This window comes from Photorhabdus sp. S10-54, assembly GCF_963878145.1.
Classification (GTDB): Bacteria; Pseudomonadota; Gammaproteobacteria; order Enterobacterales; family Enterobacteriaceae; genus Photorhabdus; species Photorhabdus kayaii.
In genome coordinates this window covers 101,401-118,299 of record NZ_CAWNXG010000011.1, presented here as the reverse complement: position 1 = coordinate 118,299, position 16,899 = coordinate 101,401, and the positions used below count along the sequence as shown (strand labels likewise).

The following is a 16,899-nucleotide window of genomic DNA, read 5'->3' as shown; positions in this document are numbered from 1 at the left end:
GGCCTGAGAGCTGTAACCGGCATTTAAAAAAGAGAGTTCGGGATATGTTGCAGTTCATACTCCGACGTCTGGGGTTGGTAATCCCAACGTTTATTGGCATTACTTTACTGACTTTTGCTTTTGTCCATATGATCCCCGGCGATCCGGTGACCATTATGGCCGGGGAACGTGGAATATCGGCTGAGCGCTATGCCCAGCTAATGGCCGAAATGGGGTTGGATAAACCACTTTGGCAGCAATACTTTCATTATGTAAGTAATGTGTTACATGGTGATCTTGGTATCTCCATGAAAAGTCGTATCTCTGTGTGGGAAGAGTTTGTTCCCCGTTTCAAGGCAACTCTTGAACTGGGGATATGCGCTATGTTGTTCGCTATTGCTGTCGGTATTCCCGTTGGTGTCCTGGCGGCAGTAAAGCGGGGTTCTGTTTTTGATCATACTTCGGTAGGCCTTTCTCTAACCGGATACTCTATGCCGATCTTCTGGTGGGGGATCATGTTGATCATGCTGGTTTCTGTTCAGTTGGATCTGACACCAGTATCTGGTCGGATAAGCGACAGTGTTTTCCTTGATGACAGTTATCCACTAACAGGTTTTATGCTAATCGACACACTATTCTGGGGTGAAACCGGTGATTTTAAAGATGCGGTGATGCATATCATTTTGCCTGCCGTTGTCTTGGGGACGATTCCACTGGCGGTGATTGTCCGTATGACCCGATCTTCTATGTTGGAAGTACTAGGTGAAGATTATATCCGTACTGCACGCGCTAAAGGTTTGAGTCGTATTCGTGTGATTGTGGTCCATGCGCTTCGCAATGCATTGCTGCCGGTTGTAACCGTTATCGGCTTGCAGGTGGGCATTATGCTGGCGGGGGCGATCCTGACTGAAACTATTTTCTCTTGGCCGGGGCTTGGACGCTGGCTGATCGATGCCCTTCAACGCCGGGATTATCCGGTGGTTCAGGGAGGCGTATTACTGGTGGCGATCATGATCATCTTGGTTAACCTGATAGTTGACTTGTTATATGGCATCGTTAACCCGCGTATCCGACATAAGAAATAGGGAGCACATTATGTCTCAAGTGATTGAGCCTGCAAACAGTGCGCCGAAGATTATGACGCCGATGCAGGAGTTCTGGTATTACTTTAAGCGCAATAAAGGGGCTGTTGTCGGTCTGGTTTATATTGTGCTGATGTTGTTGGTTGCTCTGTTGGCGGGGGTGCTTGCCCCACACGGTGCGGCTGAACAGTTCCGCGATTCTCTGCTGACGCCGCCGGCATGGCAGGAAGGGGGAAGTTGGCAGTTTATTCTGGGTACTGATGATGTTGGGCGTGATTTACTTTCACGTCTGATGTACGGCGCTCGGCTTTCATTGCTGGTAGGTTGTCTGGTGGTGGTGCTATCCCTGTTGATGGGGGTTGTTCTGGGAGTGCTGGCGGGTTATTTCGGTGGTGTGGTGGATATCATCATCATGCGTATCGTTGATATTATGCTGGCATTGCCAAGCCTGTTGCTGGCTTTGGTGCTGGTGGCGATATTTGGGCCATCCATTGTCAATGCTTCACTGGCGTTGACCTTTGTGTCTCTGCCACATTACATCCGTTTAACTCGTGCTGCGGTGTTGGTAGAAGTTAACCGTGACTATGTGACGGCTTCACAGGTGGCGGGAGCGGGTTCCATGCGCCAGATGTTTATCAATATTCTGCCTAACTGTCTGGCGCCGCTGATTGTGCAGGCTTCTCTGGGTTTTTCTAATGCCATTCTTGATATGGCTGCTTTGGGTTTTCTGGGGATGGGGGCGCAGCCACCCACGCCGGAATGGGGAACAATGCTGTCTGATGTATTGCAGTTTGCACAAAGTGCCTGGTGGGTAGTGACGTTCCCGGGGGTGGCGATTCTGCTGACAGTGTTGGCGTTTAACCTGATGGGCGACGGTTTGCGTGATGCACTTGATCCTAAACTCAAGCAGTAGTGAGGTGGCGAAATGGCACTGTTAAATGTAGAAAAATTATCGGTTCACTTCGGAGACGAAGAGGCACCATTCCGCGCTGTTGATCGCATCAGTTACCGGGTGGAGCAAGGGCAGGTTGTCGGGATTGTTGGAGAATCTGGTTCAGGTAAATCGGTCAGTTCATTGGCTGTAATGGGATTGATTGATTATCCGGGTAGAGTGATGGCTGACAAGCTGGAATTTAACCAGCGTGATCTGACCAAAATTTCCGAACAAGAACGTCGCCAACTGGTTGGTGCGGAAGTGGCAATGATCTTCCAAGATCCGATGACCAGTTTGAATCCCTGTTATACCGTTGGGTTTCAGATTATGGAAGCGCTGAAAGTGCATCAAGGCGGCAATCGTCGTACTCGCCGCCAGCGGGCGATTGATCTATTGACTTTGGTCGGTATCCCGGATCCTGCATCGCGTCTGGATGTGTATCCGCACCAATTATCGGGTGGTATGAGCCAACGGGTCATGATCGCAATGGCGATTGCTTGCCGGCCAAAATTACTGATTGCTGATGAACCGACAACCGCTTTAGATGTCACCATTCAGGCGCAGGTTATTGAACTGTTGTTGGAGTTGCAACAACGGGAAAATATGGCGCTAATATTAATCACCCATGACCTGGCATTGGTTGCAGAAGCCGCTCATCATATTATCGTGATGTATGCCGGGCAGGTGGTGGAATCCGCCAAGGCATCGGAAATCTTCCGGGCACCACGTCATCCGTATACTCAGGCGTTGCTCCGGGCATTACCTGAATTTGCTACGGATAAATCCCGTCTTGCTTCTTTACCGGGTGTTGTGCCGGGGAAATATGACCGGCCTATCGGGTGTTTACTGAATCCACGTTGTCCATATGCAAATGACCATTGTCGTCAGGTGGAACCGGAATTAAGAACGGTGGGAGAACGTCAGGTGAAATGCCATATACCGTTGGATGATGCGGGGAGGCCGACAGTATGAGTGAGTACCTTTATCCGGCGCAGCAAGTATCCACTGTGCCGTTATTAAAAGCGACAGATCTGAAAAAATATTATCCGATTAAAGGGGGGCTCTTTTCACCTGCTAGAACGGTAAAAGCGTTGGATGGGGTCTCTTTCGAATTGGAAAAGGGAAAAACGCTGGCAGTTGTTGGTGAATCGGGGTGTGGTAAATCCACGCTGGGGCGATTGCTGACGATGATTGAAAAGCCAACCGACGGGGAGCTTTATTATCAGGGGCAAGATCTGCTGGTACCCAATAAAGATTCTGAAAAGCTACGTCGTCAGAAAATCCAGATTGTGTTTCAGAATCCTTATGGTTCACTTAATCCGCGTAAGAAAGTTGGGCAGATCCTGGAAGAACCTCTGCGGATCAATACCAAGTTGAACGCACAGGAACGTAAAGAGAAAGTGTTGCAGATGATGGAAAAAGTGGGGCTAAAAACCGAACACTACAGCCGTTATCCGCACATGTTCTCCGGTGGTCAACGCCAACGGATTGCGATTGCTCGTGGCCTAATGTTGGACCCGGATGTGGTGATTGCGGATGAACCGGTTTCTGCGTTGGATGTCTCGGTGCGGGCGCAGGTGTTGAACCTGATGATGGACTTACAACAAGAGTTGGGACTCTCTTATGTCTTTATTTCCCATGACTTGTCTGTGGTTGAACATATCGCTGATGAAGTGATGGTGATGTACCTCGGTCGTTGTGTGGAAAAAGGCCGTAAGGAGATGATTTTCAGTCATCCACGTCACCCCTATACACAGGCATTATTATCAGCAACGCCAAGGCTGAATCCTGAATTACGCCGTGAACGGATAAAATTGACCGGCGAATTACCAAGCCCAATGAATCCACCGCCCGGTTGTGCATTTGCCGCTCGTTGTCGCCGGGCACTTAGCATTTGTACTCAGTTTCAGCCAAAATTGAATCAATATAGTGATCAACTGATTGCCTGTTTTGCGGTTGATCAGGATGAAAATGTTGCGGTGGAATAATTGGTTGGCAATTATTCAATAAAACATCTTTGGTGATAATGGGTTAGCCATTATCACCATTTAAATATTTACTTATATTTCTGATAGCCACCAAAGGCAATTATTTCAGAGAAATAACGACTTGGATAAGTGAAACAGGATCGCTAGCGATAAAATCAAGTATACTCAATTCCATTGATCACGTGTTATAACTGCGATATCCACAGGCATTGGTTTAAGTAAAAATGAAATTGCGCGTCAAACGTTCGTTAACCATTAAACAGATGGCCGCAGTGACCGGCGTCACGCTGGTGACCATTGCTATTTTTATTACGATCCAATTGTGTCATTTTATACAGCAACGTAAAGATGATTATGTCAGCCAGCTTAATAATGCGGCAGCTCAGGTACAGGCACCTTTAACGGAAGCACTACTTAATTCCGATCTCAGTAAAGCAAAAGAGTTGCTGATAGGGCTGCGCACTGTAGGTATTTTAGGACGTGCGGATGTGGTGTTACCGGAGGATATCCGGGTGATACGATTGAGCTTTGCTACCCATCGCTCGATCCCCGAACTGGCTAAACGTGTTTTTGGGATCCCTGTGGAAGTGAGTATTCCTCTTCATGTTTATGGTTCAGTATCGACAGATGCTAAACCGCTAGGGCATCTGATTTTGCAAGTGGATTCCAACCGAGTATATCGTTTTGTCATTAATACGTTGGCGCTGATGCTGACAACTTATTTATTACTGGCCCTTATCCTTACGGTGTCGATAAGCTGGTGTATCAACCGGATTGTTGTGCGCCCATTACGAGACATTGCGCGGGATCTTAATAACGATCAACCATCAGAGCCAATGGCTTGCCCTAAATACCATCAGGATGATGAACTGGGTATGCTGATCAGGGGATATAATCGTCAATTTAATAAGCATAAACCTCCGTCATCATGAAACCATTCATGGCGGTTTGAGGTCTAATCCTCAGTTATAATCCTGACAGGATTTCGCCTGCTAAAATTCAGGTTTTTGCTTTTTCTACCGTTATTATTGGTCGAAGGGAACATATTCTGTCATCAATGGTTAAACCTTCGAAGGCTAAAACCAAGGATAGACATTTATAGGGGTTCACATGCAGGGTACGAAAATTCGTTATTTTATTGGTGGGATAATGCTGGCAGTTGCGGGCCAGACGCAGGCAGAAGCCTTGCAGCCTGACCCTGCCTGGAAACAAGGTAAATTGGAAAACGGTTTTAACTGGCAAATTTTGCAGACGCCACAACGTCCTAACGACAGAATACAGTTGCGCCTGGTCGTGAAAACAGGGTCACTGGCGGAGAAAACCCAACAAACGGGTTATACCTGGTTGATTCCGAAAGTCGTGCTCTTTAGTAGCAAAAGCTTATCTTCTACCAAATTAGAGCAGTTATGGGACAGTGCTATTGATCCAAAATACCCGCTGCCTCCAGCTATTGTTTCATATGATTTCACACTCTATAGCTTGAGCTTGCCACATAATCGGTCTGAACTACTAAAAGATGCATTGAACTGGTTGGCTGATGCAGCGGGCAAAGCGGTATTTACACCTGAGACTCTACAACATGCCATGAAAATGGCTGATACATCCGTTGCAACCTATCCTCCAGATATACAAGATCCTGTGTGGCGTAGACGTTTGAAAGGTTCAACGCTGTTAGGGCATGATCCGGCGCAAAACGCGCCTCAGCCTATTGATTTGGAGAAGCTTAAGCAGTTTTACCGGCAATGGTATACCCCTGACATGATGACGTTATACGTTGCGGGCCATGTGGATAGCCGTACTTTGCCGGAGAATATCAGCCAAGCGTTTTCATCATTGAAAGGTAAACGTCATACTCCGGCCACCATTGCAGCGTTATCGCCGATGAAACCGGAGACCATAGGGATTATCAGCGATAAAAAGAAAGAAGATACTTTATCCTTGATTTGGGATCTCAATTGGCAGCCGATTAATGATTCACATGTGCTTAATCACTATTGGATTAGTGATATTGCCCGCGAGGCAATTTATCGCTATCTGCAACTTGGGTTGGAAAGAAAAAATGATAAGGCGTTGAAATTGGGGCTGGATTGTAAAGTCCAGTATCATCGTGCGAGTTGTGCCCTGAATCTCAACACGGCAGCTGGTAATTTAAAACCCGCAATGGAGTATCTGGCGGCTGAATTGGTCACACTACGCGATAAAGGATTGCCGAAGGGGCAGTTTGATGAGCTATATGCGCAAAAACAAGCACAACTCAGCCAGTTGTTTGCCATGTATGCTCATACCAGCACGGATATTCTGATTAATCAGCGCCTTTTGTCCCAACAGAGCAATGTGGTGGATATCGCTCCTGAACAATATCAGCGTTTGAGACAAGCATTTTTAGCTTCATTGACTCCTGAAATGCTTAATCGTGAGTTGAAGCAGATCCTTTCGCAAGAGGTTGCATTTATTCTGATTCAACCGAAAGGGGAAGCGGAGATGGATGTCGACCAGTTAAGAAACAGCTTTAATCAGATTATGTCGCTGACGCCACATAAGGATAAAGTTGACATTCCGGCACAACCACCGATATCTAAGCCTGATGCAAAAGCGTCTTAAAGAGGTAAAAGGGCGGGTAATACCGCCCTTCATCATTGGAGACTACTTTTTAGCTTCAGCTCTAATTTCAGTCACATTCTTACCGCCGATTCCCCAATTATCAGTATCGACTTCATCAATAATGACAAAAGTTGTCGCCGGATTTTTTCCCAATACATCGACCAGTAACTGAGTAGCACCTTCAATTAATTGTTTCTTTTGTTCTGCTGTAGCACCTTCACGGGTAATTCTGATATTAACAAACGGCATAAATAGCTCCTTATTCATTGGGTTATTATTAGCAGATCGCTCTGCCAGGGCACATTTATTCGGTATTTTTATAATTATTATCCGCAGTGGCTATCCAGGCAGCGCAGAACAGCGTTAGGCGGGCAAAAAGATAAAAAAATGTCATCAGGCCGATAACAGAGCCAAATGCGGCGCCAGAAGGGGAATTGGCGAGACGTGGTAACGTCATGGTCATAATATATTTGATCACTTCAAAGCCTATTGCTGCCATTAATGTCCCTCTCAATAATGCTTTACGTTCTGGCTGGTGGCGAGGCAATACCCAGAATAGCCATAGGAAAAGCAGATAATTGGCTGAAATAGAAATGGCCAATCCAATCAGGAACCAGGATGGACGCAGCCATTCAATGCCATCTAATCCTAACATCTTAACAATGGTTGCTTGGGCGGAGCCTGCGATAGAGGTCAGTGATAGCGTGATTACCAGTGCTAATAATAGCCCAATTAGAGAAATAGCATCACGAAGATATTTAAAATAGATCTTCTCGTTATCTTCCTGATTTCGCATCCAGACAGGGTGGAATTGGGCAAGAATGGCCTGACGTAAATTACTGACCCAATTCACACCGGAATACAGCGCAATTGCCAAACCGGTCAATCCCACGGTAGTACGTTGTTTAATTGCCGTATCGACACTATTTTTCAGTGTATTGGCAAGAGTCGGATCACTAATACTGTTGGCGATACCATTAATCAGTTTTGCCAGCAAATCGGGATTAGAGGCCAGAATAAAACCGGCAATGGCGAAAGAGAGCATCAGGATTGGAATAAGTGATAAAAAGGAAAAATACGTTATTGCGGCGCCAAACTGATTACCCATCCGATCATTAAAACGCAGCGTTGCACGGATAAAGTGGGCGATAATAGGAATATTGCGGATATAATTTCCTACTCTGACCGTCAGAGAAATCGCTTTTTTACCGTGGTGAATGCCTTTCTCCAAAGGTGTTCTGGATAACCTTTCCTGCTGATGTTGGGTTGTTTCCTGTTTTTTTGCACGCTTTGGCATGTATAGCCTCAAATAGTTACCTTGTATGAATATGAGCCATCTCATCATGCCATACTTCTACGAGATGATTCCGTTGTCAAATCTGGGGCACTTGTCACAGTGATATGCCATCAGCCTAACGAGGAGAGATTTTCCGGACGATAGTCACGGATAAAACTTAATCTTTCATTAATTCTTTCTGAGAAATTAAATAAAATTGAAGAGGCTATTATTCTACAGCGTGAAATAGCCAAAGATGAAAGAGACAAATTATTAAATGATAAACGTGGGTTTGATGATACTTATTTCAGCCGATTTATAGGAAAATGTATCATATAATATTTACCAATAAATCTAGGGATAAACTCAGTTTCATAACAACGACTTTAGCTTCAGATGATGAATGTTCTATCGGTATAGAAAATATTTATCAAATTTCAAAGGAAATAAAAAAATATTGATGCTGGATTTATTTAAAAGCCGCTTTCATTGTGGCGGCTTATTATTTGACAATTCAAAGTATAAGGCGCACTTGTATTGAGTTGATATCCATATTGGGTGGAATAATTCTTTCTGAATAAGAAATTATTATGTTTTTATTTTACAACAAATAATTAATTTGGTCATTATTCCTTATTCATGCGTAGTGAGTACTCTCTGATTAAACATTTTCATGATTAGGTATATTGATATGCTGATAATCATAAATAAAAACACTTTTAACGAAAAATTATATATAATAATGCTGGGTAAATATGAGATTGATATCCACATTAACATTGAAATAGCTATTAAGATAATTGAAATTAATATTTTGTGTGAGGTTTTTATCTTTTCGTTAGAGTAATTAATATCCTCTGGTTTATATTCGCTTATCAATATATTAAATGCTCTGCTAATATTAACAGATATGCTTATTAACGTAGTAACTAGAATTATTATCATAACGTAATCCACATATCTAAATAATGGATTATTGAGATTAAATACGGTCATAAAATAATATATGCAATGAATATATTTGAACAAATAATTTCTTTCCTAAATGCTCCTTTTATTCTAATCTGTGACTGACTGCCTATCCCAATAAGGCTATTTTATTTGCCATTTTGAACCTGGGCAGTGCTCAAAATCCTCACGTACTACGTGTACGCTCCGGTTTTTCCGCGCTGTCCGTGTTCAAACTGCCTGCAACAATTACGCCTATTGGAATAGGCATTTATAGTAGTTCTTATGTTCTAAAGTTTGCTTGTAAATTCTAAACATCATTATATTCCCAAGTCATTTGTTGATTTTTTAACATTATAAAAAACCATTAATATGGTCAATGAAAATTATTAAGATATTCGATATGAATGAAAATAAAAAGATCCCTCATTTGAAGGATCTTTTATAAAAGAAAAAATTAATCAGATTTACGATTGATTATTTCGCCATTAATCGTACTACTTTCGGTTTCATTACTATAAGTTTTCACCAAAGGTATTTTACCGGACAATACACCTTCCTGAACTGCCTTAACAATTCCGCTCACAGAATCAGGTAATGCAACGTTACCGCCTTTACTATTGTCATAACTAGTAACAGATTGTTGTTCCACACTTTGGGTATTAAGAATGACATTGCCTTTCTCGCTACCAATCTGCCCGCCAATCAGATGGGTATTTCCTTTTACATCTAAATTAACCCCTTGATTACCGGAAATAGCCGATTGTTCGCCGACATTTTCCCGATCTTTAATATCAACATTACCTTTGAGTTTACCTGTAACCCCATTAATCCCTTTAATATTATTAAGACTATTAAATGCAGAGGTTAATCTGTCCTGCCATCCTTTCGGTTGTGGCTCTTCGGTTGGGTTTTTAGATGGATCATCTTTCAATACCTCATCTTTCGACACATCGTCTTTAGACGAATCATCCTTAGTTGACTCGTCTTTAGGGATATCGTCACTTTTTACTTTGGATTCTTTGGTGTAATTCATTCCAACATCAACACCGGCATTTAACCCATGTTCAGTATCCTTACGGCTTTCAACTCGTAGATCACCACCAATACTGCCTTTTACCTGATCCGCCTCTATTCGTGTTCCGGCAACTGTCGTATCACCGCCGCTGTTGATCACGACATTTTCACCTTTAATATGGCTATTACGTTGGGTTGTTGCTTGCAGGCGATCAATCCCTACTTTGACTTCCCCGCCAAGGCTCTGTTTTGTGGTGGTGGTTGTACTGTCATCTTCCGCTTTCTTGATCGAGCTTGTATTCCCCCCATTGCCTTTCAGGTTAAATTCCCAGCTATCGTTGTTAACGCGGTCCTGAGCAGATACCAGTTCAACATTACCTTGTTTAGCGTTCAAGTCGATTTGCTTACCGGTCACTTGAACACCTTGCAACGTCAAGTTATTGCCCGCACTCAGGTTGACACCTCGCTTACCGCCAATTTCACTTACCTGAGCTGTGGTACTATTTTTGCTATCTGTGTTGTAACCGCCGCCAAGACCGATATGAACATTCTTGCCCTCTGGCGAGTTTCCCCCTTTAGCAGATGCTTCTCCGTTATAACCGGTTGCTGTTTTCGTCGTGCTATTGGTGGCATTATCAAAACGGATATCACCTTTAGCATCTATATTGGCTTTGCCAGCGCCAGTATTCAGAGATGTGCCTTGATATTCAGCGTCCCTTTCGACACGGATATTAATGTCATCCGCGGCGGTAATCCGGCTGGTTACTGCTTCGGTTGTCGCGGTATGGCTGCTTTGTGTGCCGCCTTTGCCTTTACCATTACCGGAGATATCTTCACCGGTGGTGGTATAAACACGTAGGTCAGCATTGCCGCGGGTTTCACTGTGGCTGCTTTCGTGGTGATTCTGTGCTGCTTTACTGTTATGGCTACCGGCAGTCAGTGTAACGTTACCTTTATCAGCACGATATTGAGTACCCTGATCATACAGTTCGCCATTGGTTCTGATAACAATATTGCTGGCCTGAACAGAGGTCACAACTGCTTCGGACTTTTTATCTGTGGTCTGGATGCTACTGCCGTTGGCGGCAATATCCGCGCCGAAATTAGGTGTGCCTTTTTTGGTTAAAGTGCTATCCAGCGCAGACTTAGCGGGTTCTTTAACCACTTTCTCAATTGGTCGAGTAACAGCGCTATAATCGACATTGACGCCAATATCTGTGCCAGCCTGTAGTTTGCGATTGGTATTTGATTCCGTATTCGATACGGCCAGATTGCTTACCTTACCTGCCTCAGCAGTATAAGTGCCATTGACTTTATGGTTCGCCCCTTCCTGAACCAATTCGCCGTTGGTTTTAATGTTCAAATTACCTGCGATTTGAGAACCAGAAACAACGGCAGTCGTGCTGGTATGATTGTTATTGTTACCTTCATAGTTACCATGAATACCAGAACCAAATTTATCAACTCCTCCGGTAAGGTAACCCCCAACGTACGTTTTACTCTGAGATTTCTCTTCGGATTTTTTATTATCCGCAGCTAACAGATGAACATTCGCGCCGGTGATCTTAGTATCACCTGTAGTCGTCACCAGATTGGAACCACGCAGGGTGACATCTTTATCAGCATCGATAGTCATGCTATCTCCACTCAACGTGGAAGCTTGCTGTGTTATCGTCTGATTTTTTTGACTGTTACTGGTATGCTCAATACCTATTCCGGCACGATACTGTTTATCCCCCTTTGGTTGGAAGTGGACTTGCGGCTCTAGATAGGTGCTTTGTCTATCAACCTGTTTCTGTTCGCCATAAGAGAGCACCTTGATATTACCGGATGTGTTCAGGCTAAGTGCGCCGGTACTTTGCACCTGGCTGCCAATAATCTTGATATCTTCATCACTGAGTAATTTGAGATCTGCTTCAGAAACCAACTCGCTGCCGTGAGATTTCTGTTGCTGGCTATTGGTTCTTTTTGAACCGCTAGTGATGTTGAGTACAGTGCCTGTTCGCTCATCAACTTTGTGATTGATATGACTGACCGCATTATCGATGGTTAATTCGCCACTATTAGCATTTACAAAAGCCCCTTGGACCGCCTTCACTTTGCTGCCGGTAATGGCGATACCCTCATAGCCTGACAGCAATAAACGCCCATTGGCTGTCAATTCAGATGCATGGTTGGTTTCTTTCAACTCACTGTTGTCTTTATTCCCGCCGCCGCCGACACCTCCCCAGTATTTTTTATCATCACGTACAGCCCGGTTATCAGCCGTTTTCTGAACATCGATTTGCAGTTGTTTACCGGCTTCTAATGTCAGATTTTGACCTGCATGGACTTTCGCCCCAAGAATTTCAGCTTGAGTTCCTGCCTTAATATTAAGATTAGTTCCTGCTTGTAATTCACTGGCAATCAAACGCTCGGTCTGTTTACTCTCTTCCCAACTTCCGGTCTGCAATTTAGCCGTGTGATTTTTTTTGTGACCTGTTTCCGAGCTTTTTTCTGTCTCAGTCAGACCGGCAATTTGAATACCTTTTTTCGCTGTAACCGCTAGCTCACCTTTAGCATCTATTTTGCTGCCAAGGATCTTAACGTCACCTTTCGTCGCATTTAAGCTCGCATTTCCTTTGGTTTGGATATTGTTTCCTGCCTGATGCAGTTTTTCACTTTCCTGAGTGACCTCATGGTGCCAGGAATAACCCTGTTGGTTATTAATATTTTTAGTGGATTGCTTTAATTGTTGCCCATCTAAAGTGAGATTAGCACCACTCAGATTCACATCATCACCTACGATATCCGTGGCTGTAATCCGGTTATTACTATTGGCGACTAATGAAATATTTTTGCCTTCAAGCTTAGTACGAGTGAGTGACTGACTGCTTTTACTATCATTGGTATAAGAACCGCTGAAATAGCTTTGGTAATTATTGCTACCATCACGGCTATATGATGATTCGCTGACTTTACCTTTTACCTCAATATCATTACCCAAGAGATCAACATTCCCACCTCGTAGATGTGCTGCTTCTAAATTGAGATTGCCGTGGGAATCAACAATAATCTCATTACTGGCAGTAAGAGTACCTTGTAAATTAACTCCACTGCCTTTTGCGGTATTGAGTAGACGGATACGCCCGGCTTGCATACTCCCCAGATAATAGCTGTCCAGCACACCGGTTAACGCTTGCTGAGAATCAATGACTTCTCCTGTGGCTGAGGTTTTATTTTCACCACTGATTGCATTAATCTCTTTTTGAGCGGTGACTGGCCCCCGGTTATCAATTTTCGGGGCGATAAGATCAAGGATCGCATTGGCGATTAAACCATCCGATTTAATTTTCAGGCTATTCTGATTGTTAAACGTACTGAAACCTTGCAAATTACCTTGTTCTACCAATGGATTACCCACAACCAGAGAAGCACGGTTAGTATTGATAAAACCACATCCATTACAGGTGATGCCGTTCGGGTTTGCCAGTACATAATCTGCTGCTATACCAAACACTTCCTGTTGACCTAATAATAGGGAAGGGTTCCTGCTGATAACTTCATTCAGAATCAGACTAGCGGCTTGACCATTTAAATTAGGGTTAGCGGTAAGCTGCCCCGCCAATTGTGATTGACCTTCCTCTAGCCCATTATTTAGAACGACGCCCATCTGACCGACGTTGTAATCCAGATATTGGTTATGTGATAACCCGGAAGAGGAGGGCGTCACGATATTCACAACCGTTGCTTTACCTTCGGCAGCGAAAATATCGGGATGGTGTGCTGGGTCGCCGCCACCAACGATTTCACTGGCAAAACTGGTAGAACAAGAGACAAGAATGATTGCCATAGAAGCGGCGAGCTTGCCGGTAGGGGATAACCTGAATTTTTTATTTTTCATACATTAATCTCTATCTATTTAGTTATATTATTGTGTGTACAACGTTAGGTACTGCTTAAAGACCATCAAAAGGTGTAAGAAAAACGGACTAGCACCTGAATGGGCTCATCAGATGCTTGGCGATTGGAAAGTAACTTTCCTCGACTGGTTTCTAGATCGAATACCATGCTCTGGTATCTCAGCGTGGCGCCAGAACTGATTCCGGCGCTGCTTTGCCAGCCTTGTGGGCTGCGATATCCTTGAACCCGGCCAATATCAATACCGATACGCAGTGATAATGTGCTGTTGGTGAGGGGAAACGTCCGAGACAGCGTATTTTGCAGATACCAGCCGTTATCCCCGGAGAGCGTATTTTTGCTAAACCCCCGGACTGCATTCCGATCAGTGATATTCAGCCATTCGACGCCGGGCAGACCGCGGCGGTTGTATTGCCCATAAAACAGGTTATTGAGCTGATAAGGCGAGTTGAACAGCATAAAACGCTGATGTAGATTGACCATCAACTTGCCTTTGGTGAACTGCTTATCGAGATAAGCGGTTCCGGTTTGTGCTCCAAACCAAGACAAACCCTGTTCAACACTCAGATTGAGCGTGATTAATCCGGTTGGAATGATATGTAAATGATTAACACCGAGTTCAAAGACACTCAATGTTTGGCTACTGACACCAATCTTGGCATCGTTGATGTAATTATTGTAATTCTTGTAAGTTAATTGCCCGCTGACACTATTAATCTGAGATTGATTACGATAGAAGGCAAAATCGGAACGCATGCCGATTTGCTGAGTATCACCATAAATCTTTATCGTTCTCATTTGTAAATGGGGATGGCTGGCATATTGGGAATAACTACCGAACCCACTGAATGTTGCTGCGCCATAGGGCACTGAATAAAGCAGAGTATAAGCACGGCTATATCGGTTTGATGGGCTATCTAACGTACTACTGGCATTCAGACTGATGAAATCGGATAAACCAAATGGACTGTCAAAACTGGCATTGGTGCGGACCAACCATTTCCCAGTACTCTTTTGCCCATAATTATCAGTTTTGATATTCAATAACCAAGGCTTACTGCGCTGATTATGCAGTTTAATCACCGAACCGCCATTCACCGCTCCCGGTAAAATATCCAGGGTGGTTTTATTGGACTGTAGCCGGTTAGCCTGATCTAAACCCTGATCGAGTTGTGTGATATTGAGTGGTTGTTTTTCCAGACCGGGAAATAGCATCCTACTATTCACCCAGCGATTACCGCCTTCGATTTTTTCAATAAACCCTTCGATAACGTTTAGCCCTAACTCTCCATCGGTATTAGGCGCAATAAACTGAATACGGGCGGTGATATAGCCTTTACTGATATAAAGCTGAGTCAGTTCGTGGCTGAGCCGATTGATATCATGACTGCTGATACACGCCGGGGACAAAGCGCTGAGCGTACTTAAATCCCGAATTGAGAGCAGAGATATCCCTTTAAGGTAAACGCCGGTTAACGGCAGACATTGCTTAGATTCCGGCAATACCGACGCAGGCGTTGACTCAGGAACGGTATTAGCCTGCTGCTTTAATTGCTGATAGCGGCGTTGTTCTATCAGTTGGTTAATTTCCCTAGAACTATCTTGCAGAGTTCTTCTCGCTTCAGTCATTGGCAGATCATCATTTATCTCTGCTGGTGAGGCGATTATCTGAAAGGAAATACAACCTAATATGAGAATAGATATTCTTTTTATCATACATTCACCGATAAGGACGATATTTTATTCCATAAAACATAAATATGGGGTTTTAGCCTGATAGGTAATTGCATGCGTATTGGCTAACTTATTCGTTATTAAAGCACACTCCGGGTTATATCTTGCTCTGATTAGTGGATGACGTTTCTTTTATATCTCGATTTTCTATCAGAAATTTTAATTAGTCGGTTATTAGGATAATAATTAGTTAATAAGAGCACTTATTTTACGGCTTATTAATGAATTAACTTAAGTGGAATAAGTAACGGGTGGTGTTTTTTTAATAATAGATAAGGCTGTGCTAGGAAGATTTTTAAAGAAATTAAAGCTTAATCTAAGTAAGTAATAATAAGCTAAATTTTAATTCACTGTTATTTAGCTTGATAGACGATAATGTCAGATGTAATAGTTCCTGTAAGTTATTTTAGCTAAAGAAATAGATAATAGAAAGAATATCCTCTGAATTGATGACAGAATAATTGTCGGAGGATTGCTGAATTTATGGAGAGGAATAGAGTTTACTTGGGTGTTATAAGATTTTATTTATAAGGAAATAATATTATAATATAAATTAGTGTTTGTTACAGACATTTAAATAAATTGAAAAATAAAAATACTGGAAAATTATTTTGGTAATTTCCCAGTAGAAAATGACAATATACAAATGCTTAGCTATTAGTTACTTCAACATATGGATCATATCGATAATAACCTAGGAGCTTTTTACCGTCATAAGCGGCAAAGAACCATGTATATTGTTCTACACCTGGTTTATGAGCTGTTGCTTGGAAATAACTATCTTGAGATTCAACAAAAATTATCTTAGGTTCATCCTCATTTGCATTAATACCTGAAGGGACCATTGGAACTTTTTTGCCCATAGGGTTCTGTGACCATATTTGTGATGGGACAGAGATGACATCGTCTCCTATACTAAGCTTTTTGAATTTATACAATATAATCGTATAGTCGAAATTATTAGATACCGTTGTAGCCCTCCATCTAATATTTGCATTAATGGGAACAGTGACACGGGCACCAGATGAACTCGCCACTTTCAATCCGAACTCTGGAGTATAATTAGCTATATATACATGCTGACGGATAATTGTTGGATCTTTAGGGTCCAGAGAACTTTTAAGATTATTAGTACGAAGATATTCAATAATTGAATCAATATCAATAACAAAGGTTACATCAGCTGTAATAGAGTTCTTGGTTATAGCAATATCATCTTTACCCTGAATGACTTCACTCATCATAACACCTCTTACATATTTAAATTATTTATTGGGAATCGAAAGGTTATTTTGCTTGCTCATTATTATTATAATAACTTTCTTTTTATATAATTAACTATTAAAGTTGAAACAGCTACTGGTATAAAGCATAGTTTATATGGGAAAATTACTCATATATTTATTAGGTATTGCTTCATATAGTTCAATATTTTAGTTA

11 protein-coding genes are annotated in these 16,899 nt (G+C 42.8%); 6 read left to right on the top strand and 5 right to left on the bottom strand.

Annotation, left to right across the window (positions count from 1 at the left end; all coding sequences use genetic code 11):
• The first annotated feature begins 44 nt into the window (after positions 1-44).
• The 6 genes from dppB to AACQ83_RS08630 all read left to right on the top strand — a co-directional run bounded on the left by dppB (position 45) and on the right by AACQ83_RS08630 (position 6,584).
• Positions 45-1,064 carry a dipeptide ABC transporter permease DppB gene (dppB, locus tag AACQ83_RS08655; RefSeq protein WP_112878598.1) on the top strand — a complete coding sequence of 340 codons (1,020 nt, stop codon included), beginning with the start codon at positions 45-47 and terminating at the stop codon, positions 1,062-1,064.
• Between the two features lie 10 nt (positions 1,065-1,074).
• Positions 1,075-1,974, top strand: coding sequence for a dipeptide ABC transporter permease DppC (gene dppC / locus AACQ83_RS08650; RefSeq protein WP_112878597.1), 900 nt, complete (start codon positions 1,075-1,077; stop codon positions 1,972-1,974).
• Between the two features lie 12 nt (positions 1,975-1,986).
• On the top strand, positions 1,987-2,967 hold the full coding sequence (gene dppD, locus AACQ83_RS08645) for a dipeptide ABC transporter ATP-binding protein (protein ID WP_011144700.1): 981 nt from the start codon (positions 1,987-1,989) through the stop codon (positions 2,965-2,967).
• Complete coding sequence (gene dppF, locus AACQ83_RS08640; RefSeq protein ID WP_112878596.1) at positions 2,964-3,983, top strand: dipeptide ABC transporter ATP-binding subunit DppF; 1,020 nt, start codon at positions 2,964-2,966, stop codon at positions 3,981-3,983. Before dppD ends, dppF begins: the two co-directional genes overlap by 4 nt.
• A gap of 224 nt (positions 3,984-4,207) precedes the next feature.
• On the top strand, positions 4,208-4,915 hold the full coding sequence (locus AACQ83_RS08635; protein ID WP_112878595.1) for a HAMP domain-containing protein: 708 nt from the start codon (positions 4,208-4,210) through the stop codon (positions 4,913-4,915).
• A 178-nt stretch (positions 4,916-5,093) separates the two neighbouring features.
• Positions 5,094-6,584 carry an insulinase family protein gene (locus AACQ83_RS08630; protein ID WP_112878594.1) on the top strand — a complete coding sequence of 497 codons (1,491 nt, stop codon included), beginning with the start codon at positions 5,094-5,096 and terminating at the stop codon, positions 6,582-6,584.
• Positions 6,585-6,626: 42 nt separating this feature from the next.
• Here AACQ83_RS08630 and AACQ83_RS08625 read toward each other — a convergent pair whose 3' ends face one another.
• The 5 genes from AACQ83_RS08625 to AACQ83_RS08605 form a co-directional block, all read right to left on the bottom strand.
• Complete coding sequence (locus AACQ83_RS08625) at positions 6,627-6,833, bottom strand: 2-hydroxymuconate tautomerase family protein (protein ID WP_049584069.1); 207 nt, start codon at positions 6,831-6,833, stop codon at positions 6,627-6,629.
• 55 nt (positions 6,834-6,888) lie between these two features.
• The gene (gene yhjD, locus AACQ83_RS08620) at positions 6,889-7,881 is read right to left on the bottom strand and encodes an inner membrane protein YhjD (protein WP_112878593.1); all 993 of its coding nucleotides are present in this window, start codon (positions 7,879-7,881) and stop codon (positions 6,889-6,891) included.
• Positions 7,882-9,265: 1,384 nt separating this feature from the next.
• On the bottom strand, positions 9,266-13,708 hold the full coding sequence (locus tag AACQ83_RS08615; RefSeq protein ID WP_112878592.1) for a hemagglutinin repeat-containing protein: 4,443 nt from the start codon (positions 13,706-13,708) through the stop codon (positions 9,266-9,268).
• A 65-nt stretch (positions 13,709-13,773) separates the two neighbouring features.
• Complete coding sequence (locus AACQ83_RS08610; RefSeq protein ID WP_112878591.1) at positions 13,774-15,441, bottom strand: ShlB/FhaC/HecB family hemolysin secretion/activation protein; 1,668 nt, start codon at positions 15,439-15,441, stop codon at positions 13,774-13,776.
• Positions 15,442-16,109: 668 nt separating this feature from the next.
• Positions 16,110-16,700: an inclusion body family protein gene (locus AACQ83_RS08605; protein WP_112878590.1), complete on the bottom strand. Its 591-nt coding sequence runs from the start codon at positions 16,698-16,700 to the stop codon at positions 16,110-16,112.
• Between the last annotated feature and the right edge of the window lie 199 nt (positions 16,701-16,899).

What these genes read in the sequence shown, in the direction of transcription:
- dppC (WP_112878597.1), top strand. Translation starts at nt 1,075, where the DNA reads ATGTCTCAAGTGATTGAGCCTGCAAACAGTGCGCCGAAGATTATGACG.
- AACQ83_RS08610 (WP_112878591.1), bottom strand. Translation starts at nt 15,441, where the DNA reads ATGATAAAAAGAATATCTATTCTCATATTAGGTTGTATTTCCTTTCAG.
- AACQ83_RS08625 (WP_049584069.1), bottom strand. Translation starts at nt 6,833, where the DNA reads ATGCCGTTTGTTAATATCAGAATTACCCGTGAAGGTGCTACAGCAGAA.
- dppD (WP_011144700.1), top strand. Translation starts at nt 1,987, where the DNA reads ATGGCACTGTTAAATGTAGAAAAATTATCGGTTCACTTCGGAGACGAA.
- AACQ83_RS08615 (WP_112878592.1), bottom strand. Translation starts at nt 13,708, where the DNA reads ATGAAAAATAAAAAATTCAGGTTATCCCCTACCGGCAAGCTCGCCGCT.
- AACQ83_RS08630 (WP_112878594.1), top strand. Translation starts at nt 5,094, where the DNA reads ATGCAGGGTACGAAAATTCGTTATTTTATTGGTGGGATAATGCTGGCA.
- AACQ83_RS08635 (WP_112878595.1), top strand. Translation starts at nt 4,208, where the DNA reads ATGAAATTGCGCGTCAAACGTTCGTTAACCATTAAACAGATGGCCGCA.
- AACQ83_RS08605 (WP_112878590.1), bottom strand. Translation starts at nt 16,700, where the DNA reads ATGAGTGAAGTCATTCAGGGTAAAGATGATATTGCTATAACCAAGAAC.
- dppB (WP_112878598.1), top strand. Translation starts at nt 45, where the DNA reads ATGTTGCAGTTCATACTCCGACGTCTGGGGTTGGTAATCCCAACGTTT.
- yhjD (WP_112878593.1), bottom strand. Translation starts at nt 7,881, where the DNA reads ATGCCAAAGCGTGCAAAAAAACAGGAAACAACCCAACATCAGCAGGAA.
- dppF (WP_112878596.1), top strand. Translation starts at nt 2,964, where the DNA reads ATGAGTGAGTACCTTTATCCGGCGCAGCAAGTATCCACTGTGCCGTTA.